This is a genomic window from Gordonia amicalis, from assembly GCF_022059885.1.
In the GTDB taxonomy this organism is placed as follows: Bacteria; Actinomycetota; Actinomycetes; order Mycobacteriales; family Mycobacteriaceae; genus Gordonia; species Gordonia amicalis.
Map to the genome: position 1 here is coordinate 1,380,963 of NZ_CP091855.1, position 21,198 is coordinate 1,402,160.

Genomic DNA, 21,198 nt, shown 5'->3' on the forward strand with positions numbered 1-21,198 from the left:
CATCTCAGTCGCAGTCGCCCCGGATGTCGGCGTGGGGCAGATAGGTCTCCCGCTGCGCCTCGGTCATGGGAGTCGTGCTGTCGCATACCCATTCGCGGGCGTCGGGCACCGCCAGCGTGTGCACGTAGACGTTGCCGGTGGTGTCGCCGCCGGCGATGATCTCGTCGTCCGCCGGGAGCCGGACCGGGACCTGCCAGGTCGTGGTGGTGTCGGTGGAGTTGAGCAGCGACCCCACCGACTGCCGATCGCTCAGCGTGCCGTCGTCGGCGAGCGCGAAGCTGATCAGCTCGTGCGTGGAGGTGCCCACCGCGATCCGGTTGGGCGACATGGACAGCGTGTTGGCGTACATGTCCTCATGCCGGTCGATCAGTTCGGCCCCGCCGTCGGTGTCCGTTGCCGGCAGCCGCCAGGTGGACAGATCGCGGGCGGCCACGACCAGGACCGCGCCGTCGTCGTCGAAGGCCGCTTGCGTGACGGGTGCGTCGTCGGCGATCACTGTCACCGGTTTGGTGTCCCGAGTGGTCAGGTCGTAGATGTACACGCGCTTGTCGTCGGAGGTCACCGCGAGGCGGGTGCCGTCGGGGCTGAAGGCGACGCTGCGGATGAGGTCGGCCGGACCGCGGAGGGGAGCACCGATGCGGGTCGGCGAGGTGGGGTCGCTGGTGTCCCACAGGGCGATCGTGGTGTCGGTGTCGCCGGTCGCGAGGACGTTGCCGGTGGGCGCGAACCCGACCGGGAACGAGTAGCGCGTCGCGACCGGCAATCTGGCTGCGGCACGGGGTGCGTCCGGGTTGCCGATGTCCCACAGTTCGACGAGACCGCCGTTGTTGTTGGCCGTCGCCGCGAGGGTTCCGCGTTCGTTAACCGAGACGCGCGGGTGGTCGTTGACCCGCCGCTGGACGGGAGTGCGGGAACGCAGGGACATCTCCGGGCCGTCCAGGGTCCAGACGTTGAGGGTGGTGTCCGAGCCGACGGTCGCGAGGATGCGCTGCGCCGGGTCGGTGGCCACCCCGCTGATCGTGCCGCCCCGGTCGGGGACCGAACGGTCGGGCAACGACCAGACATCGATCGTGCCGTCGGACCGTCCGGACACGAGGCGGTCACCGGTCGGGTCGAAGGCGGCCGAGAAGGTGCGCACGGAACCCTGCTCGGAGGCGGTCTGCAGCGCCCACTGGGCCGTGGGCGAACTGCGATTCGTCGTGTTCCACACCCGGACCATGCCGTCGGCGCGTGCCGAGGCGATCTGCGAACCCGTCGGATCGAAAGTGACCGACCAGGAGCCGGCGGTGGCGGTCGGGAGTGCCGTGCTGAGCGGCCGGGGGGACATCGGCTGTGTCACGTCCCAGAGTTGGGCGTTCGGGCTGTCGCCGGTGACGGCCAGTGAGCGACTGTCCGGGCTGAAGGCGACGGCGTGCGTGATGCTGGGGAACCCGGTGATGGGTTCGCCGACGGGCGCGGGCTGCTCGCCGGTGGTCCACAGACGCACGACGCGGTCGTCCCCGCCGCTGGCGAGCAGCCGTCCGTCGGGGCTGAAGGACAGCGTTCGCGCGGCGGCACCGTGACCCCGGATCACCGCGGTCTCGCGCAGTGTCCCGGTCGGCGACACCGCGAACACCGTGATGGAACCGTCGTCGGACGAGGCAGCGAGTGTGCGCCCGTCGGCGGAGAAGCGGGCCATGTAGACGGTGCCGCGGCGCAGCGGCACCGTCACCCGCAGCACCGGCCGGGCGGGATCGGAGAGGTCCCAGACCCGGACCGAACCGTCACCGCTGGAGGTGGCCAGGAGCGGTCGGGTCGGGTGGAAGCCGGTGGAGGTGACGTAGTTGCCGAACCCGCGCAGGGTGGCCACTGCGCGGTAGCGAGGAGTGCTGTCGGTGCTCTCCCACACCCGGACCGTGCGGTCGCCGCTCGCCGAGGCGAGGTAGCGGCCCGACCGGTCGAACGCCAGGTCGTACACGGGACCGGTGTGACCGGTGATCTGTGTGGCGAGCGGGCTGGTGGCCGCGCCGCGCAGGCGCCCGGCCACCGTCGGATCGTCGGGGTAGAGCTGATGCGCGACGAGGAGGAGCCGCGCCGCCAACGACGGATTCGAGTGCTCCATGCTGTCGATGTGGGACAGCAGGGCCGCGCGTTCCGCGGCGTTTCGCTGCTGTCGCAGGTCGTGTGCCTGTCGGAAACCGATGACCGCGGTGATCGACGCCGCGATCGCAAGGACCGCGATCACCGAGACCGCGCCCACCTGCAACAGTCGGCGCCGACGCTGCGCCGCGACCGCGGAGTCGAGGAACTCGTCGTTGTCCCTGCTCAGCAGGTGGACGTAGTTGCTGCGCAGGGCTTCGCGGTGGCGCTTCGCGTCGTCGAGTCGCGAACCGGTGTAGAGGAACGAGCGGCTCCGGCCGTTGTCCACCCACGACTGGGTGTCGGCGTCGAGCTGCTGCCACCACACGTGGGTGTCGGAGTCGTCGGCGATCCACGCGGCCAGGCGCGGCCACGCGGTCAGCACCACGTCGTGCACCAGCATCACCGACTCGGCGGACACGGTCAGCAGCCGGGCCTGCGCGAACTCGTCGATGACGGTCGAGACCTCGGGTGGGAAGCGGCTGCTGACGGTCGAGGTCGACAGCGGCACCCGCAGCGCGATCCCGGCCGGACCCACATGTACGAGGGACAACAGGACCGCGCGGGCGAGGTCGCGGTGTTCGGGGGCGATGGCCTCCCACGCGGCTTCCGCAGTGTCGGCGACAGCGCGGGCGATGCCACCGGTCGCGCGATAGCCGGAGAGGGTCATGCGGTTGCCGGACCGTCGTGCCCAGGTCGCCTGGAGGACGTGGGCCAGCAGAGGCAGCCTCCCGGCGCGGTCGCCGACCGTCGACGCCTCGTACAGGTCGGTGATCATCACATCGGCCAGGCCCGCCTCGATACGTCCACCGGCCAGCCGGACCGGGGCGGTGATGACCTCGCGGAGCTGGGTGCGCGTCATCTCCGAGACGATCACGCAGCGGTTCTGCCAGGCGTCGGCGAGGAACGGGTGTTCCACACACTGGCTGAAGAAGTCCGCGCGGACCCCCACCACCACGACGGTGTCGGCCGCGAGTTCCTCGACCTCGCGCATCGTGGCCGATCGCAGCTCGTCGGCAAGGGAGAAGACGTTCTCGAACTGGTCGATGACGATGACCGCGTCGGTCTCACCGTCGACAGGCGGCGCGATGGTGAGCCCGTCCGGGGTGACCTCCGCGAGACGTGGTGTCGAGATCCGCGGGTCGCGGGCCAGTCCGGCACGCAGCAGCGACGACTTGCCCGAACCCGACACCCCCGTGACGACGACGAGCCGGGAAGAGGGCGACAGCATCGAGGGCCCGGACCCGGCGGTGATGATCGTGTCGACGAGGACGCCGACGAGGTCGTCGCGGCCGAAGTACAGCTCGCTGTCGGCGGCGGTGAGAGTGGCCAGTCCGGCATAGGGTCGGGCGTGGCGGGCCGGCGGCGCGGGGGTTTCGGGCGCCTCCTGATTCAGGTGGCGGTGCCACAGTTCTCGCCACTGGGGAATCGTGAGGGCATCGGCGACACCCGCGGCCACCGCCCGGGACGTCAGCCAGACCAGGAGTGGTTCGACGGTCGCGAAGTCGCGGGGCAGATGCCGGCCGTTGCGCCAGTCGCTGATCCGCTGCGCGGAGACCTTGGCCCGGGCCGCCGATGCCCGAAGGGTGGGGCGACCCGCTTGCACGAACAGGCGCGCGAGCGCTTCACCGAAATCCACTCACCCGACTCCACGCTCCGACTGCACGATTGATCGACCGACCCATTCTGCGACAGGTGGGACGGGGGCGCCAGCGTTGGAGGCCGTGGCGACGGACACGTCGGGCCACGAGCGACCAGGTCATCTGACCTGAACACGTCCGGATCCGGATTCGCCTGTGTCCGGTCCGGATAGTCCGTTCGCGTCCTGACCTGGATGTTCGCGCCCGATTCCGAACGGCGGCTGTACTCGGCTCGCGCGGTGGGGTCTCCTTGGTGGGCGTTCCCGACCGGGGGTCGGGAGCGTAAGGATGCGTCGGTCGCAGGACACACGGAGGTGTTCTCAGGCACTGCCCGTCGGGGGCTGTGTGTCGTCCGGCCCACGCAACCGGGCGGGTGCCGGGGTACCGGGTCGATGGGGGTCGGCCGGTCTCCGGCACCCGCTTCCCCTCTTCCCGGCTCCCCCTTTTCCTCTGCTTCCTCGGCTCGGCAGATCACTAGGATCGCGGCATGCCAGTGCGACCCCGCATCACCGACGCCCAGCGCCGTTCCCGTCTGATGCGTCGCATGCATCTCGACGCCGCGTCGCGAGCACCGTCCGCCGTCGACGCCGCGAGGACGATGGTCGGCCTCCACTCGACCACGCCGTCGACGGTGTACCTGTCCGCCTGGGCGCGGGTCGACGGTCTCGCCCGCACCGACATCGACACCGCGCTGTACGGGGACCGGACCCTCGTCAGACATCTCGCGATGCGCCGAACACTCTTCGCCTTCCCCCGAGATCTTCTGGCCGAGTCGATCGGTGCGCTCGGTCCCCGCATCTCTGCCTCCGAGCGCACCAACATGCTCCGCGATCTCCGGCGCACTCCCGAGGTCGACGACCCGGAGGGCTGGATCGAGACCGCGCGGGATGCGGTCCTCGCCGAGCTCGCGGGCGGCGAGTCCCTGACGTCCACCGAACTCCGCGGCCGACTGCCCGCCCTGGACGGGTCGATCATCTTCGGCGAGGGCAAGTCGTGGGCCGGTAAGAGTCATTTCGGGCCGCGGGTGCTCAACATGCTCGACGCCTCGGGCGACATCGTCCGTGGACCCAACCGCCTCGACTGGCATCTGTCCCGCCCTGCGTGGACGTCGATGAAGGTGTGGCTCGGCGAGACCCCGGACGTGCCGAGTGTGCACGACGGGCACAAAGCGCTCATCGAACGCTGGCTGCGCACGTACGGCCCGGGCACCGAGACCGACATCGTGTGGTGGCTGGGTTCCACCAAGACCGCGGTGCGTGTCGCGCTCGCCGACCTCGGCACGGTAGAGGTCGACCTGGATGGCGGCGGCGTCGGCCATGTGTTGCCCGACGACCTTCCCGGCGACAGCGACAACGAGGACGGGGACGGGGACGCCGAGGACTGCGAACCGCAGGCGGTGCTGCTGCCCGAACTCGATCCCACGACGATGGGCTTCAAGGAGCGCGATTTCTACCTCGGCGATCACGGACCCGCGGTCTTCGACTCGGTGGGCAACGGCGGCCAGACCGCGTGGTGGGACGGGCGGATCGTCGGCGGCTGGTATCGCCGGGATGACAACTCGATCGCGATCCACCCGCTCGAACCCCTGCCGGCCGAGGCCCGGAGGAAACTCGACGCGCGGGCCGCGGAGCTGGCGGCGTGGCTCCGCGAGGCACCCATGAAGATCGGGTACGCCGCGCCGTACATGCGGCAGCGATGAGTTGAGCTCCGCGCCGTGGTCTGCCTCTGCGGGACCATCCGCATCGATCGAAAGGGCACCGCGATGAGCGATCAACTTCCACCCGTGGCCGACCACGACACCTGGACCGCCGCGCTGGCGGAACTGCGCGCCAGGGAGAAGGCGGCCACCCGCGAACTGGACGCGATCGCCGCGCAGCGCCGTCGCCTGCCGATGGTCGAGATGCCGGACTACACCCTGACCGGACCCGACGGGCCGATCCGTCTCGTCGACGTCTTCGACGGGAGGTCGCGGCTGATCGTCTACAACCACATGTGGAATCCCGGCGCGACCTACCAGTGCCCCGGATGCACCGGGTACACGACGCAGTTCAGCCGACTCGACTTCCTCGCCGACTACGACGCCCGGTTCGTGATCATCACCCACGGTCCGATCGAAGAAGTACTGGCCTACAAGAAGCGCGTCGGCAACCGCATGGACTGGTACTCCTCGGCAGGGACGACCTTCTCCGCCGACGTCGACGCCGCTCCGGGTGAGGGTTTCGCGATCAACGTCTTCCTACGAGACGGCGACACGGTGTACCGCACCTGGCACACCGCGGGTCGTGGGACCGAACAGCTCGGGTTCACGTTCGGCCTTCTCGACGTGCTGCCGTGGGGGCGCCAGGAGGAGTGGCAGGACTCGCCCGCCGGGTGGCCCCAGGTTCCCACCTACTCCCGGTGGCGCGACTCCGAGGCCATCGCTGCTGCTTACGGCGACCCCACAGTCTGAGGGGCGCCGATGAAGCCGCAGGTCAGGGCTCACAGGAACCTCCCAGTGTCCGGCCAGTGAGGCCCCAGGCGACTTTGGAACAGTAGACGTGTGACCAGACCGGCCGAGAACGACGCAGCGCGCGGCGCGAAGGTCCTCGTCGTCGACGACGAGGAGAACATCCGTCAGCTGCTGTCGGTGTCGCTGAAGTTCCAGGGATACGACGTCGAGACCGCCGCCGACGGACCGGCGGCGATCGACCGATGTCGCAGCAGGAAACCCGACATCCTGATCCTCGACGTCATGATGCCGGGCATGGACGGTTTCGGTCTGTTGCGTCGTCTCCGCGCGGACGGGATAGAGGCCCCCGCCTTGTTCCTGTCGGCTCGGGACTCGGTCGAGGACAAGGTCAACGGGCTGACGATCGGCGGCGACGACTACGTCACCAAGCCGTTCAGCCTCGAGGAGGTCGTCGCCCGATTGCAGGTGCTCCTGCGTCGCAGCGGATTCGGCGAGGAGCAGCAGGCCTCGTCGCGGATCACCTTCGCCGACATCGAGCTCGACGACGAGACCCACGAGGTCTTCAAGGCGGGCAAACCGGTCCAGCTCTCGCCGACCGAGTTCACTCTGCTGCGGTACTTCATGGTCAACGCGGGGACGGTGCTGTCCAAACCGCGCATCCTCGATCATGTCTGGAACTACGACTTCGGCGGTGAGGTGAACGTCGTCGAGTCCTATGTCTCCTACCTGCGTCGCAAACTCGACAACGGCGAGAAGCGTCTCATCCACACCCTGCGCGGTGTCGGCTATGTGATGCGCGAGCCGCGCGGCTGATGTCCGCACCGGTTCCGACGCCGCAGCCGCGCAAGCGCGGTGTGCCACTGCGGTTCTCTCTGGTCGCACTCACGCTCGCCCTGGTGGTCGTCGGGCTGTTGGCCTCCGGGGTGGCGGTCACCTCGTCGATGCGCCAGGACCTCATCTCCCGCGCCGACGAAGGACTGGTCAACGCCACCCGCACCTGGGCCGAGCCGCGATCTCCGGCCGACGAACCGCGCTCCGGCCCGCCGGGGCCTCGTCGTCCGCCGTCGCCGTACTACGTGGAGTCGATTCTCCGCGGGCCGGACGGTATCTCGGCGGTCAGCGTCTACAACCAGTTCGACCACGCCCCGGATCTCGACCGGCTCACCGGCGACAACGCCGGTCCGGTGACCGTCGGATCGGTGGATCCGCACGGTCCCCAGTGGCGGGTGATCAAGCGCAGCAACCGGTTCGGTACGTCGATCGTGGCCACGCCGATGTCGGACATCGATGCCACCGTGAGCCGGCTGATCTGGCTGCAGTCCGCCATCGGCGCCGTGGTCGTGGTGCTCATCGGCGTGCTCAGTTATCTGTTGGTGCGGACCAGTCTTCGTCCCCTGCGCAGGGTCGAGGAGACAGCTCAGGCGATCGCCGAGGGCGACCTCACGCGCCGAGTTCCGCTGGCCGCACCCAACACCGAGGTCGGCAGTCTGTCGGATTCGCTGAACACGATGCTCGGCCAGATCCAGCAGGCCTTCGTCACCACTGCGGCGTCCGAGCGGCAGGCCCGTGCCTCCGAAGAGGAGATGCGACGCTTCATCGCCGACGCCAGCCACGAGCTGCGCACGCCGCTGACCTCCATCAAGGGATTCGCCGAACTCTATTCGCAGGGCGGTGTTCCCGATGTCACGGATGCCATGCGGCGCATCGACGACGAGGCGGGCCGGATGAACCTGCTCGTCGAGGACCTGCTGATGCTGGCTCGTCTCGACGCGCAGCGTCCCCTCGCCACGGCACCGGTCGACCTGTTGAGCCTGGCCGCTGACGCCGTGCAGTCCGCACGGGTGGCCGCCCCGGATCGGAACATCCGGCTCGAGGTGACGACCGGCGACCAGCCGCCCGTCGTATCCGGCGACGCGCCGAAGCTTCTGCAGGTGCTGCGCAACCTCATCGGCAACGCGGTCAACCACACCCCGGACGACGCGTCGATCACGGTCGGGCTGGCGGTCGAGGCAGCTCCCGGCGGCGGATCGGAGGTGGTGCTGACGGTCGCCGACACCGGACCGGGACTGGCCCCGGAAGACGCTGACCACGTCTTCGAGCGGTTCTACCGTGGTGACCAGTCACGCTATCGGGGTTCGGGCGGCGGAAGCGGCCTGGGCCTGTCCATCGTCGCCGCCCTCGTGGAGGCGCACGGGGGTCGGGTCGGCGTCGAATCCACGCCCGGTGAGGGTGCGACCTTCTGGGTCCGCCTGCCGCTCCTCGCAGAATGATCTGCTCCCTGAGTAGCCCCGGAGCTTGCGGAGGGGCGTATCGAAGGGTCAGATGAGGCGCCGCAACCGGGCGAACTCGGCGACATCGGCGCGGAAGCGGTCGAGCGTGACGAGGGTGTACATGCCGTCGATCTGGCGGGTCGCCCACAGCTGATGGATGCGTCGGAGGTCGGACTGTCGTGACTTCCAGCCGATTCCGTCGATCACCGCGAGGACCAGCTGCGTCGGCAGGCGCACCTCGGCCATCTCCTCGATCTCGCGCACGGCGTCGGTGAGCTTCGATCCGGTGGAGTCGAAACCCTTTGCGGCCACGACGATGTCGGCAGAGTTCGGATCGCCGACGATCAGGTCGGCCGGTGCGGTGCGTCCGTTGCGTCCGGCGAACCGGGAGCGCGTCGTGTAATCCAGACCGAGGTCGCGGGCGATGTCCTCGATCTCGTCCTCGATCCGCCGGCCCGATGCCCCGGCGCGGGTCGCGGTCGCGCGGGTTCCCGCGCGGGCCACGAGGATGTCGGCGAAGGTGTAGGTGCGTTCCATCTGGGTCCGCAACATCCGCACCAGATCGAACTCCGCGTCGAGCCAGGTCACCAGTTCGACGGGCTGGGTGCGCGCCAGTCCGTGCCAGCCGCTGGTGTCGAAACGATCGCGCAGCGCATTCTTGAGCTTCTCCTGCGACAGCCCGACCGCCAGCCCGAGCACCGGGACGTCGTTGGGGTTGTCGCGCACCCAGGCGGCGAGTCCGGTGATGTCGGTGTCGAGGAGTCCGCCGAGGCGTCCGGTGGCCTCGACGATCCGCTCGGCCTCCGGCGTGGCGGCGGTGGGGTCGACGTGAGAGGTCAACCGGCCCAACGATTTCAGATAGTCGTCGAAGTCAACTGCAGTGCTCATGTGCTCGGCGTCAGTCCCGTCCGATGAACAGGAACTCGCTGACGTCTCGACGAGTCGCCGCGGCGTGCGTGCCGAAGCTGTACTTGTGATCGATCGCGATCACCTCGACCGACGGCTTGACCTTGCCCAGCAGATCGACGATCCGGTCCTTGCCCGGCAACGCATTCGACGAATAGGAGAGCACGATCGCGCCCGCGTCCTCGAAGTGTTCGAACGTGCGCAGCAGGGCATCCTCGATGGTTCGCTTGTAGGCGAACGGTGTGAAGCGCTTTGGCAGCTTCTTGGTCTTGGTGTTCTCCATGATGGTCATCCCGCGCCAGTACGCGGAGAGTCCTTCGAGGAAGTGATAACGCTTGATGTAGTCGTTGTCGTCGGCGGGCGGCGCATACGGAGGGTCGAGGTAGACGAGGTCCGGTGGCGCCGACCACGGCAGGTCGAGGTCGAAGATGTCGCCCTGGACACTTCGACTGCTGCAGCCGTTGCTGAACACGGTGGCGTTGTAGTCGGCGGAGGCACGTAGCCGGAAGTGGTCGCGCAGCGACATCGTGAGATCGCGGCGTCCGTCCGCGTACCGGGTGGAGTCGGTGAACGTGAAGACCCCGCGGGGTTGTTTGCGTGCGGCGGAGAGGACCAGCGCGGACACGGCGAGGTCGCGACGGTAGCCGCGCAGCGCGTCGATGTGCGACCACGCCGAGTCCAGGAACTCGCGGTCCTCGGCGGTGAAGTACAGACCGTCGAAGGTGCGGGAGATGTAGTCGCGGTCGTCGGCGGCCGTCCCGCAGATCTGCTCCACGAGTTCCGGTTCGAGGCGGACACTCGAGTTCGCCACCGAGGCACGCGTGATGATGTGCGGGAAATGCAGGAAATCGTTGCTGAGGACCTCGAAGCCCTGCGCCTTCAACAGGTAGGACACGACGCCCGAGCCGGAGAAGGCGTCGACGGCCGTCGACCCGCCGATCTCGGCGAAGGTGCGTTCTAGGTGGGGGAGCAGCCGGTACTTCGACCCCATGTACCGCAGCCGCGGGAACCGTTGTGCGCGGGCGAGGACGTCACTGGACCCGACTGCGCTGGATCGAACGCGGCGTCCCGGTCGGGAGGATTCTGGCCCACTCACACCGAAAAGAATGTCATGGACCCCCGACAGGCCCGTGGACAACACGGCTGCGCCCCGTCGCCGGACCCCACAACATCTAGACTCGGGCCATGGCATCGGTCTTCAGCATGATCATCAACGGCGACATCCCTGGTCGTTTCGTCTGGAAGGACGGCGAAGCCGTCGCATTCCTGACCATCGAACCCGTCACCCCCGGCCACGTCCTGGTGGTGCCCCGCAACGAGGTCGACCACTGGGAACAGATCGACGGCTCGCTGTTCGCCCATCTCAGCGGGGTCGCCCAGAAGGTCGGCCAGGCCGTCAAGAACGCCTTCGACGCGCCGCGAATCGGTCTGCTCATCGCCGGTCTCGAGGTGCCCCACGTGCACATCCACGTCTTCCAGGGACTGTCGCTGGAGACCTTCGACCTCGCCAACGCGAACAAGAACGCCAGCCCCGAGGACCTCGACGCCGCAGCCGAGAAGATCCGCGCGAGCCTGCGCTCGCTGGGCTACGGCGAGTACGTCGCCGACTGACCCTTCGATACGCCCCTCCGCACGCTCCGGGGCTACTCAGGGAGCAAGGCACAAAGTCCTCTGCTGCGCCGAAACGGTACGGAGGCGGCGGGGGCTGAGTACGGTCGTTGCCGGAGGCAGTCATGACCGAGTACATGCGCAACAGCGACGCTTTCACCTGGTCGATGGAGGCCGACCCGCGCCTGCGATCGACGGTGGTGACGGTCCTCCTGTTGGACCGCACGCCCGACTGGGAAGCGATGCGCAGTCGGTTCGAGACCATCACCGCCGACCTCCCGATGTTCCGGGAACGCGTCGTGTACTCGCCGCTGTCGGCGCCGCCCCGATGGGTCCCGTACGCCGATTTCGATCTCGACTTCCACACGCGCCGGGTCAGCGCGCCTGCACCGGGCACCTTTGACACCGTGCTGGAGATGGCGCGGATCGCGGCCATGGAGGACTTCGACCGTGCCCGCCCGTTGTGGAAGGCGACGCTGGTCGACGGGCTGGCCGACGGCGGCGCCGCGGTCGTCTGCAAGTTCCATCACGCTCTCACCGATGGTGTCGGTGCGATCGAGATCGCGCTGCGGCTGTTCGACCTGACCGAGGAACCGGAACAGCCGACTGCCGCACCCCACGCCCCGGCCTCGTCGTCGAACGAGGAAACGTGGTGGCGGGACTACGTGGATACCCTGCGATTCGACGCCGAACGCGCGTCGAACACCGTCACCGACCTGGTCAGATCCGCACCGTCGTTGGCCTACAACGCCATTCGCCATCCCGTCGCGACGGCCGGCGCGGCGGTCGAGACCGCTGCATCGGTGTACCGCACGGTTCGCCCGGTCAACGAGACGGGATCGCCGCTGATGACCGACCGGTCATTGGTCCGGCATCTCGCCGTCCACGAGGTTCCGCTGCGGCAACTACGCGACGCCGGGCATCGTGGCGGTGGTTCACTCAACGACGCGTTCGTCGCCGGCGTCCTCGGCGGGCTCCGTCTGTACCACGAGAAGCACGGCGCCGAGGTCGGCGACCTCCACCTGTGCATGCCGGTGAGTCTGCGGACCGAGGAGGACGCCCCCGGTGGCAACCGGATCACCTTGATGAGATTCGATGTGCCTGGCGCAGAAGTCGATCCGGCACGGCGGATCGCGCAGATCCACCGCCGGACCGCACGTGTCCGCAATGAGCGCTCGCTGCCGTACACCCAGCTCATCGCCGGTGCGATGAACCTGATGCCGCGCTGGTACATCGGGTCGGTCCTGCGTCACGTCGACTTTCTGTGCAGCGACGTTCCCGGTATCCCGGTGCCGGTCTACCTCGGTGGCGCTCGGCTGCGAGCTCAGTACGCGTTCGGCCCCACCATCGGGGCAGCGGTCAACGTCACCCTCCTCACCTACGTCGACACCTGCGAACTGGGCATCGACGTGGACACCGGTGCAATCGAGGACGTCGACATCTTCCACGCATGCCTCGCGGACGGATTCGACGAGGTGCTCGCGTTGGGCCGGTAACCAGGGGAGCGTCGGACCCGCGACTCACACCGTCCGGTGGATCAGCAACGGCAGCACCGCGTTTGCGCCGGCCTCGCGGAGCGCTGCGGCGGCCAGGGTGATCGGCCAACCGGAGCTGTTGGCATCCACGACGAGCATCACGTTCTGGCCGGCGACCTCGGGCGGATCACCGAGGTGATCGCGCCAATACGCGGCTTCGACCGCGCCGGTCGCATCGGCCGGCGGATCGCCCAGACGGACGGGGAAGGTCCCGCCGCCGCGTTTCCCGACCGCGCGCAGGTGTTCGGCCAGCGTCTCGGCCAGGTTCGTGCCGGTCAGGCGCAGTGACACGATGACATCGGCGCGGACCCCCGTCTCGCGCACCCACGCCGACAGCGTCGCGACCGCTGCGTCGCCGAGTTCGCCGAGTGCGCGTTCGTCGCCGCTGCGGGCAGCGGCCAGCACCTCCACCCACTCGGGCGCATCGGCGTGGGCCAGGACGCGGCCTGGCTGGGCGAGGAGGTCGGCGGGAATCCTTCCGCGACGGCCGAATTCGCCTCCCGGCCACATCTTCCTCGGGTCGAGGGTCGAGGCCTTGCGGCGCAGCGTCGACGTGACGGTGCGGACGACCTCGGTGTCCACGGTGTCGGGTAGTCCCTCACTCAGCGCGCCTCGGCACACCGAACAGCGGCCGCAGTCGGCGGCCTGCGGGTCGTCGAGCGATTCGGTCAGCAGGCGCATCAGGCATGTGCGCCCCGCGATGTAGTCGCGCATGATGTCGGCCTCGCGGCGGCGGACGGCGAGCACGCCGTCGTAGTGGGCGGCGTCGTAGGTCCAGGGTTTGCCGGTGGCGACCCAACCGTCGGGGGTGCGGTCGGTGACGCCGTCGACCGCGAGTTGCTTGAGCATCAACTCGATTCGCGTGCGGCGGAAGCGTGTGGCCGCCTCGAGTTGGATGACCGACTGCGGCTCGTCGGCGGCCTCCAGTGCGGCCAGGAGGTCACGCATCTTGTCGGGATCGGGGATCGTGGCGGTGGCGAAGTGTTCCCAGATCCGGTCGTCGGTCTGCGACGCCAGGAGCATCACCACGGCATCGTCGAGGGCGCGCCCGGCGCGGCCGACCTGCTGGTAGTACGAGACCGGCGACGGCGGTGAACCGACGTGCACGACGAAGCCGAGGTCGGGTTTGTCGTAGCCCATCCCCAGGGCAGAGGTCGCCACCAGTGCCTTGACCTTGTTGTGCAGCAATGCATCTTCGAGTTCGTGCCGGCGGTCGGCGTCGAGCTGACCGGTGTACGCGGCGACTTCGACGGAGTTGCCGTGCACCGCACGGATGGCCTCGACGAGCCGGTCGGCATCGGCGACGGTGAGGACGTAGACGATGCCCGAACCCGGGAGATGGGGGAGGGCCTGCGCCACCCAGCCGTACCGCTGCACGGGCGAGAGCCCGTCGAGAACGTTGAGGTGCAACGACTTACGGGCCAGCGGTCCGCGGAGGACGAGCGTCGGCGCGTCGGAACCGGAGTCGAGCTGCGCGGCGACGTCCTCGGTGACGCGGGCGTTGGCGGTGGCGGTGGTCGCCAGGACCGGCGTCGTCGGGTTGACCGAGCGCAGCACGTCGGCGACGCGGCGGTAGTCCGGCCGGAAGTCGTGACCCCAGTCCGAGACCGCGTGCGCCTCGTCGATCACCAACAGACCGAGGTTGCCGGCCAGGGCGTCGAGCACACGACGTCCGAAGCCGGGATTCGCGAGGCGTTCCGGGGAGACGAGCAGGACGTCGAGCTCGCCCGCCCGCAGCTGTGCCTCGATCGCCGACCACTCGTCGACATTCGACGAGTTCAGCGTCGCCGCGGACAGACCGCCGCGAGCCGCCGCGGTCACCTGGTCGCGCATGAGCGACAGCAGCGGGGAGACGATGAGCGTCGGTCCGCCGCCGCCGGCACGGATGATCGCGGTGGCCGACCAGTAGACGGCCGATTTGCCCCACCCGGTCGCCTGGACCACCAGGACCCGCGCGCCGTGAGTGCCGGGCTCACCGCCGGCCAGCGCGGACACCGCTCGCAGCTGGTCCTCGCGCAGCCGGGCGCCCTCACCGGCCAGGCTGGTGATCACGCGGTTGGCGGCGGTCAGCTGGTCCGGGGAGAGGGTGGCAACCATGACCCCAATGTAGTGGCGACACCCGACAGCAGGGATCGTCGGTTCACAGCAACCTGCCAGCCGGGTTCCAGACTGGTTCGAGGGTGGGGGCAGATCGTTGTCCCCATGATTTCGCAAGCACCGCCGGGCGCAACGGCGCCGGTGTACACCCTCGCCGACAGTTCGGTGTCGACCCCGGTCCTCGACATCGTCGTCCCCGTCTACAACGAACAGACCGACCTCGCGTCGTCGGTGCGCCGGCTCGCCGACCATCTGCGTCGGCACGTGCCGTATCCGGCCCGCATCACCGTCGCCGACAACGCCAGCACCGACGACACCCTCGCGATCGCCGTCGGTCTCGTTGACGAACTCGACGGCGTCCGCGTCGTCCACCTCGACGAGAAGGGCCGTGGCCGTGCGCTGAACGCGGTGTGGCAGCGCAGCGACGCCGAGATCGTCGCCTACTGCGATGTCGACCTCTCCACCGACCTCAACGCGCTGATGCCGCTCATCGCGCCGCTGGTGTCGAAGCACTCCGACATCGCGATCGGCACCCGGCTCAGCCGGTCGTCGCGTGTCGTCCGCGGACCCAAGCGGGAGTTCATCTCCCGGTCGTACAACCTCATCCTCCGGACGGCGATGGGCGCCCGGTTCTCCGACGCGCAGTGCGGGTTCAAGGCCATGCGCGCCGACATCGCCCGCGAGTTGCTGCCATTCGTCGCCGACACCGGTTGGTTCTTCGACACCGAGCTGCTCGTGCTCGCCGAACAGATCGGGCTGCGGATCGCGGAGATCCCGGTCGACTGGATCGACGACCCGGGCAGCACCGTCGACATCATGCCCACCGCACTCGCCGACCTGAAGGGCTGTGCGCGAGTCGGTCTCGCGCTGGCGATGGGTCGGTTGCCGATCGCCCAGCTCCGCGCCTCCATCGGTCGCGACCGTGCGGCCGGACCCCAGATCGACGGCGTGCCCAAGGGGTTGGTCGGCCAGCTCGCGCGGTTCTGCGTGGTGGGCGTGGCGTCGACCGTCGCCTTCGCGGTGCTGTTCCTGGCGCTGCATTCCTTCCTGGGTGCACAGGTGTCGAACCTGGTCGCCCTGGCGATCACCGCCGTTCTCAACACCGCCGCCAACCGCAGGTTCAGCTTCGGGGTGCGCGGCCGTGACAATGCCCTGCGACACCAGCTCTTCGGGCTCGGGGTGTTCGTGTTCGGCTGGCTGGTCACCGCAGGCTCGTTGTTGTTGCTGCACACCGTCGCGCCGGACGCGACCAAACACATCGAACTGATCATCCTGGTGATCGCGAACCTGGTGGCCACGCTCACCCGGTTCGTCGGTCTCCGCTGGGTGTTCCGCAAGGCGCCCGGACATGGGGCGGAGGTGGCCGCGTGACGACCTCGACCATCGGCCCGCCGGTGAACCACGCCGAGCCGAACCGGACGTCCGGTAGCTCGAAGAAGATTCTGCGGGAACGCCTCTCGCTGGCCGCACTGCTGATCGGTACCGGAGTCCTCTATCTCTGGAACCTCTCGATCAACGGTTGGGCGAACTCCTTCTACTCGGCGGCGATCCAGGCCGGTTCGGAGTCCTGGAAGGCCTGGTTCTTCGGTTCGTCCGACCTGGCGAACTCGATCACCGTCGACAAACCTCCCGCCTCGCTGTGGATTCCGGGCATCAGTGCGCGGATCTTCGGCGTCAACTCGTGGTCCATCCTGGTGCCCGAGGCCCTGATGGGCGTGGCATCGGTCGCCCTGTTGTACCTGATCACACGGAAGTACTTCGGTCACCGGGCCGGAATCCTCGCCGGCGCGGTGCTGGCACTGACTCCGGTTGCGGCGCTGATGTTCCGCTTCGACAATCCCGAGGCGCTGCTGATCCTGCTGATGATCGCGGCCGTCTGGTCGCTGATGAAGGCGGTCGACGACGGTCGCTGGCGGTGGCTGATCCTCACGGGCGTGTTCGTCGGATTCGGATTCCTCACCAAGCAGTTGCAGGTGACCCTCATCGTGCCCGCGCTGTCGGTCACCTATCTCGCCTTCGGTCCCGGTGGCTGGCCTCGTCGCCTGGGCCAGTTGTTCGCCGCCCTAGGCGCGATGATCGTCAGTGCCGGCTGGTGGATTCTCGCCGTCGAGCTCTGGCCCGCGTCGTCGCGGCCGTACATCGGTGGGTCACAGAACAACTCGATCCTCGAACTGACGCTGGGTTACAACGGTCTCGGCAGGCTCAACGGTGACGAGACCGGGGCGGTGGTTCCCGGTCGTGGTCACGGCATGGGCGCACTGGAGGGCATGGGCGGCCCCGGCGGCGGGCCCGGTGGTGGCCGCGGCGGCGCATGGGGCGAGACCGGCTGGCTGCGGATGTTCGAACCCGCGCAGGGCGGTCAGATCGCGTGGCTGATCCCGGCGGGTCTCGTGCTCGCGATGGTGGCTCTCGTGCTCATCGGCAAGGCCCGGCGCACCGATCCGCGCCGCGCGTATCTCTCGGTCTGGGGTCTGTGGCTGCTGGTCACGATGGGTGTCTTCAGCTTCATGGCCGGCATCTTCCACCAGTACTACACGGCGGCTCTGGCGCCGGCGGTGGCAGCGGTCGTCGCGGCCGGCGGTGCCGTCTGCTGGTCGCATCGGGACCGCCTGTGGGTGCGCCTCGCACTGGGTGTCTCGGTGGCGATCACCGCGATCTGGGGCTTCGTACTGCTCGACCGGACGCCCGACTTGGTTCCGTGGCTGCGGTACGCGGTCCTCATCGTCGGACTCCTGGCCGCGGTCGCCATGGTGTTCGCCCGGATACGGGGTGTCGCCGCGGCAGCGTTGAGCGGCGCGGTCATCGCGGGTCTGGCCGGGCCGGTCGCGTACACCATCGACACGGTCACGGCCGAGAAGAGCGGGTCGATCATCACCGCCGGTCCGGCGGTCGCGGGCGGGTTCGGCCCGGGTGGTCGCGGTGGCCCGGGCATGCCCGGCGGAGGGTTCATGGAGTTCGGCCCGGGCGGTCCGGGCCAGGGCTTCCCCGGTGGCGGCCCGGGCATGCCCGGCGCCCGCGGCGGCGACGGGCCGGGTGGACTCCTGCGCGGTTCCAGACCGACGCAGGCCGTCGTCGACAAGCTCGTCGCCGACGCCGACGACTACACGTGGGTCGCCGCCGCGGTCGGCTCGCAGTCCGCCTCGGGCTACCAGCTCGAGACCGGCCACTCGGTGATGCCGATCGGCGGGTTCAACGGCAGCGATCCGTCGCCGACTCTCGCCGAGTTCCAGAAGCTGGTCGCCGCCAGGGAGATCCACTACTTCATCGCCGGCGGTGGGCCGGGCGCCGGCGCTCCCGGGATGGCCGGCGGCTCGTCGCAGCCGTCGTCGCAGATCAGCGCGTGGGTTCAGGACAACTTCACTGCAGTCACCGTCGACGGCACCACGATGTACGACCTGACCCAGCCGGCGAGCTGAGCAGTCCATGGTGCGTTTTCGCGGCGGCATACGCCGACGGTTTAGAGTCATGGTCGTGCGCGTACTCGTGATCGGCTCGGGCGGCCGCGAACATGCCCTTCTCATCGGCCTCAAGAACGATCCGTCGGTCACCGACCTGCATGTCGCTCCCGGCAACGCCGGCACCTCGGCGATCGCCACCAACCACGCCGTCGATGTGGTCTCGGGTGAAGCGGTCGTGGCCCTGGCGCAGAAGCTGGACGCCGACCTCGTGGTCATCGGACCGGAGGTGCCACTCGTCCTCGGCGTCGCCGACGCCCTGCGCGAGGCCGGCATCGCGACCTTCGGTCCGAGCGCCCGGGCCGCGCAGATCGAGGGTTCCAAGGCCTTCGCCAAGGACGTGATGGCTGCCGCCGGCGTCAAGACCGCGCATGCGGAGATCGTCGACAACCCGGCCCATCTCGACGCCGCCCTCGACCGTTTCGGGCCCACCTGGGTCGTCAAGGACGACGGTCTGGCCGCCGGCAAGGGTGTCGTCGTCACACCCGACCGGGACGTCGCCCGCGACCACGCCGCCGAATGCCTGGAGAGCGGACACCCCGTTCTGCTGGAGAGTTTCCTCGACGGACCCGAGGTCTCGCTGTTCTGCCTCGTCGACGGCGAGACCGTGGTCCCGCTGCTGCCCGCGCAGGACCACAAGCGTGTCGGCGACAACGACGCCGGACCCAACACCGGTGGCATGGGCGCCTACACGCCGCTGCCGTGGCTGCCCGCCGAGATGACCGAGCGCATCGTCGACGAGGTCGTCAAACCCGTTGCGGCCGAGATGGTCAAGCGCGGTATCCCGTTCTCGGGCCTCCTGTACGCCGGTCTCGCGATCGGGAAGGACGGTCCCGCGGTCGTCGAATTCAACTGTCGCTTCGGTGATCCCGAGACCCAGGCGGTCCTCGCACTGCTGAAGTCGCCGCTCGGTGCGGCACTCAACGCGACCGCCACCGGGACGCTCGCCGACCTCCCGCCGCTGGAATGGCGCGACGGCGCCGCGGTCACGGTGGTCGTCGCCGCCGAGAACTACCCCGGCAAGCCGCGTACCGGTGACATCATCACCGGCGCCGACGCCGAGGGGGTGCTGCACGCGGGCACCGCTCGCAATGCCGACGGCGCGATCGTCTCCGCCGGTGGCCGCGTGCTCGCCGTCGTCGGTACCGGCGCCGACCTCGCCGAGGCCCGCACCCAGGCCTACGCCCGCATCGAGAAGATCAAGCTGCCGGGCTCGCACTTCCGCACCGACATCGGGCGCAACGCTCTCGAAGGTCGCATCAGCATCTAGACACTGGTCCGCTCACGTTCTCCGTTCCCGCTCACCCGATTGATTCGCGTGAGCGGGAGCGGAACGAGTGAGCGAAACGCTCTCATACCGCGAGATTGCGGCCCAGGAACTCGATCTGCTCGGGCAGCACGCTGCGCCAGTACCGGTTGGTGTGACCGCCGGCAGCGGTGCCGAAGGCGGCCGGCGGGTGCAGACCCGCGGCCCACTGGCGGGTGTAGGTGTAGAACTGATCGCTCGAACCGATGTTGATCAGCAGCGGGATCTTCGCAAAGCTCGGTTGCGCGCCGAACAGCGAGTTGGCCTGGTAATCGTCGAGGCTGTCGAAGGCGCGCGGCGGGAAGTTGCGCGGGTCGGCCCACATCGCGGGCGAGCTGACGGCCACGGCCGCGACGCGCGGGGCGCCGACCATCGACGCCAGGCGCAGCGCGCCGTATCCGCCCATGGACCAGCCGAAGAGTCCGATGCGGTCGGTGGACAGGTTGAGCTTCGGGTCGTTCGCGAGCATCGGCAGGAACTCGTCGAGGATCATCGCCCCACCATCGGTGCCGTCGGTCCGGCGATGGTAATAGTTGCGACCCACGTCGGCTGCGGCCAGCGCGAACGGGGTGTTGCCGTTGTCCACGTACTGCTGCATGACGGTCTGCATCTCGAGCTTCGGCCCGAAGATGGACTTCTCGTTGGTGTTCAACGCGTGCAGCACCACGACGACCGGGAGCTTGCCGGTCACCCCGTTGGGCCGGGCCACCGCCCAGCGGGTGTCCCGACCGCCCATGCGGACGGATCTGAAGCTTCCGGTGATCAGTGGGGGACCGCTCGTGACCGGCGGCGGCGACGTCTCGACGGGGAGTTCGTCGTCCGCGGCCCGGCCTTCGAGGTTGCGCGGCTGCACCGAAGTCGAGGGCGCCTTGCCCGAGCAGGCGGCGATCCCGATGGCTGCCGCCCCGACCCCTGCGGCGAGTACGGCTCGACGGCCCACGCGCGGCAGGTCGCGGTCGGCAGCATCGGAGAAACGGGATCGCACGCTGGTCATCGAATCAACAGGGTAATCGTGGACCCCGGGCTCGACGCAACGTCGAGTCGGCCGACTCGCCGACGCTGTGAGATATCTGTCCCTGACTTGACGTTCAGTCGAGTGAGGCGATGGCCTTCTGTAACAGTTCGGCGGCTCCGGCGGCCACGTCGGGGAGGCCGGGGGCGTCGGTCACCGCGACCATGATGTCGGGATTCATCGCCTCGACGATGATCGTCCCGGCGTGGTCGGTGTCGTCGCGCACCACGACGTTGCAGGGCAGCAGCAGGCCGATCTGACGCTCGACGCCGAGCGCCCGATGGGCGAACTGCGGATTGCAGGCTCCGAGGATGAGGTAGTTCTCCATGTCCTCGTCGAGCTTCTTCTTGAGGGTCGCCTTCACGTCGATCTCGGTGAGCACACCGAAACCCACATCGCTCAGCGCTTCTCTCGTGCGGGCGACGGCGTCGTCGAAGCTGGTCTGCAGGGTCGTCCGGTATCCGAGTTTCATGATCGCTCCTCTCGTACTCCTCGCGCCCGATCAGGCGAGCGCCAGGAACAGCTTTTCCAGTTGGTCGATGGTCATCGGTTCCGAGTCCTGCGATTGTTCGCCGGTCATGCATTCCCGAAGGCCCGTCGCGACGATCTTGAAACCGGCCCGATCGAGCGCACTCGACACCGCGGCGAGCTGGGTCACGACATCCTTGCATTCGCGTCCCTGTTCGATCATCGAGATCACGCCGGCAAGCTGGCCGTGAGCCCGCCGCAACCGGTTGAGCACGACGCCGATCGATTCTTCGTCGCCGACCATGGCGACCTCCTACTGTTCTTGCACGTGTGC

16 protein-coding genes are annotated in these 21,198 nt (G+C 68.8%); 9 read left to right on the plus strand and 7 right to left on the minus strand.

Annotation, left to right across the window (positions count from 1 at the left end; all coding sequences use genetic code 11):
* Window positions 1-4: 4 nt before the first annotated feature.
* Window positions 5-3,757, minus strand: coding sequence for a WD40 repeat domain-containing protein (locus IHQ52_RS06360; protein ID WP_096273024.1), 3,753 nt, complete (start codon window positions 3,755-3,757; stop codon window positions 5-7).
* 488 nt (window positions 3,758-4,245) lie between these two features.
* Between IHQ52_RS06360 and IHQ52_RS06365 the strand changes: the two genes are divergently transcribed.
* From IHQ52_RS06365 to IHQ52_RS06380, 4 genes are all read left to right on the plus strand, one after another.
* Window positions 4,246-5,457, plus strand: a complete 1,212-nt coding sequence (locus IHQ52_RS06365; RefSeq protein WP_024500188.1) for a winged helix DNA-binding domain-containing protein — start codon at window positions 4,246-4,248, stop codon at window positions 5,455-5,457.
* Window positions 5,458-5,520: 63 nt separating this feature from the next.
* Window positions 5,521-6,207, plus strand: a complete 687-nt coding sequence (locus tag IHQ52_RS06370; RefSeq protein ID WP_024500187.1) for a DUF899 domain-containing protein — start codon at window positions 5,521-5,523, stop codon at window positions 6,205-6,207.
* A 90-nt stretch (window positions 6,208-6,297) separates the two neighbouring features.
* Window positions 6,298-7,020: a response regulator transcription factor gene (locus tag IHQ52_RS06375; protein WP_006435833.1), complete on the plus strand. Its 723-nt coding sequence runs from the start codon at window positions 6,298-6,300 to the stop codon at window positions 7,018-7,020.
* The gene (locus tag IHQ52_RS06380; protein ID WP_006435832.1) at window positions 7,020-8,477 is read left to right on the plus strand and encodes a sensor histidine kinase; all 1,458 of its coding nucleotides are present in this window, start codon (window positions 7,020-7,022) and stop codon (window positions 8,475-8,477) included. The genes IHQ52_RS06375 and IHQ52_RS06380 overlap by 1 nt, the downstream gene beginning before the upstream one ends.
* 48 nt (window positions 8,478-8,525) lie before the next feature.
* Here the strand turns inward: IHQ52_RS06380 and IHQ52_RS06385 are convergent, their stop codons facing one another.
* Window positions 8,526-9,365 carry a hypothetical protein gene (locus IHQ52_RS06385; RefSeq protein ID WP_006435831.1) on the minus strand — a complete coding sequence of 280 codons (840 nt, stop codon included), beginning with the start codon at window positions 9,363-9,365 and terminating at the stop codon, window positions 8,526-8,528.
* A 10-nt stretch (window positions 9,366-9,375) separates the two neighbouring features.
* The gene (locus tag IHQ52_RS06390) at window positions 9,376-10,374 is read right to left on the minus strand and encodes a DNA adenine methylase (RefSeq protein ID WP_006435830.1); all 999 of its coding nucleotides are present in this window, start codon (window positions 10,372-10,374) and stop codon (window positions 9,376-9,378) included.
* A 194-nt stretch (window positions 10,375-10,568) separates the two neighbouring features.
* Between IHQ52_RS06390 and IHQ52_RS06395 the strand changes: the two genes are divergently transcribed.
* Together IHQ52_RS06395 and IHQ52_RS06400 are read left to right on the plus strand one after the other, a co-directional pair.
* Window positions 10,569-10,994 carry an HIT family protein gene (locus IHQ52_RS06395; protein WP_006435829.1) on the plus strand — a complete coding sequence of 142 codons (426 nt, stop codon included), beginning with the start codon at window positions 10,569-10,571 and terminating at the stop codon, window positions 10,992-10,994.
* A gap of 122 nt (window positions 10,995-11,116) precedes the next feature.
* Window positions 11,117-12,487 carry a wax ester/triacylglycerol synthase domain-containing protein gene (locus IHQ52_RS06400; protein WP_006435828.1) on the plus strand — a complete coding sequence of 457 codons (1,371 nt, stop codon included), beginning with the start codon at window positions 11,117-11,119 and terminating at the stop codon, window positions 12,485-12,487.
* Window positions 12,488-12,511: 24 nt separating this feature from the next.
* Here IHQ52_RS06400 and IHQ52_RS06405 read toward each other — a convergent pair whose 3' ends face one another.
* Entirely contained in the window at window positions 12,512-14,623 is a 2,112-nt protein-coding gene (locus IHQ52_RS06405; protein WP_006435827.1) for a RecQ family ATP-dependent DNA helicase, read from the minus strand.
* Between the two features lie 105 nt (window positions 14,624-14,728).
* On the opposite strand from IHQ52_RS06405, the gene IHQ52_RS06410 reads away from it, so the two are divergent.
* Genes IHQ52_RS06410 through purD form a run of 3 tightly spaced genes read left to right on the plus strand, consistent with a single transcriptional unit; the run spans window position 14,729 to window position 19,348 of the window.
* Window positions 14,729-15,994, plus strand: a complete 1,266-nt coding sequence (locus tag IHQ52_RS06410) for a bifunctional glycosyltransferase family 2/GtrA family protein (protein WP_096273026.1) — start codon at window positions 14,729-14,731, stop codon at window positions 15,992-15,994.
* Entirely contained in the window at window positions 15,991-18,039 is a 2,049-nt protein-coding gene (locus IHQ52_RS06415; RefSeq protein ID WP_096273028.1) for an ArnT family glycosyltransferase, read from the plus strand. The genes IHQ52_RS06410 and IHQ52_RS06415 overlap by 4 nt, the downstream gene beginning before the upstream one ends.
* A 55-nt stretch (window positions 18,040-18,094) precedes the next feature.
* Window positions 18,095-19,348, plus strand: coding sequence for a phosphoribosylamine--glycine ligase (gene purD / locus IHQ52_RS06420; protein ID WP_191834713.1), 1,254 nt, complete (start codon window positions 18,095-18,097; stop codon window positions 19,346-19,348).
* An 82-nt stretch (window positions 19,349-19,430) separates the two neighbouring features.
* On the opposite strand, the gene IHQ52_RS06425 is transcribed toward purD, so the two are convergent.
* The 3 genes from IHQ52_RS06425 to IHQ52_RS06435 form a co-directional block, all read right to left on the minus strand.
* Complete coding sequence (locus tag IHQ52_RS06425) at window positions 19,431-20,378, minus strand: alpha/beta hydrolase (protein WP_096273032.1); 948 nt, start codon at window positions 20,376-20,378, stop codon at window positions 19,431-19,433.
* 94 nt (window positions 20,379-20,472) lie between these two features.
* Window positions 20,473-20,868, minus strand: a complete 396-nt coding sequence (locus IHQ52_RS06430; protein WP_024500179.1) for a DUF302 domain-containing protein — start codon at window positions 20,866-20,868, stop codon at window positions 20,473-20,475.
* A gap of 30 nt (window positions 20,869-20,898) precedes the next feature.
* The gene (locus tag IHQ52_RS06435; protein ID WP_006435820.1) at window positions 20,899-21,168 is read right to left on the minus strand and encodes a metal-sensitive transcriptional regulator; all 270 of its coding nucleotides are present in this window, start codon (window positions 21,166-21,168) and stop codon (window positions 20,899-20,901) included.
* Window positions 21,169-21,198: the final 30 nt, after the last annotated feature.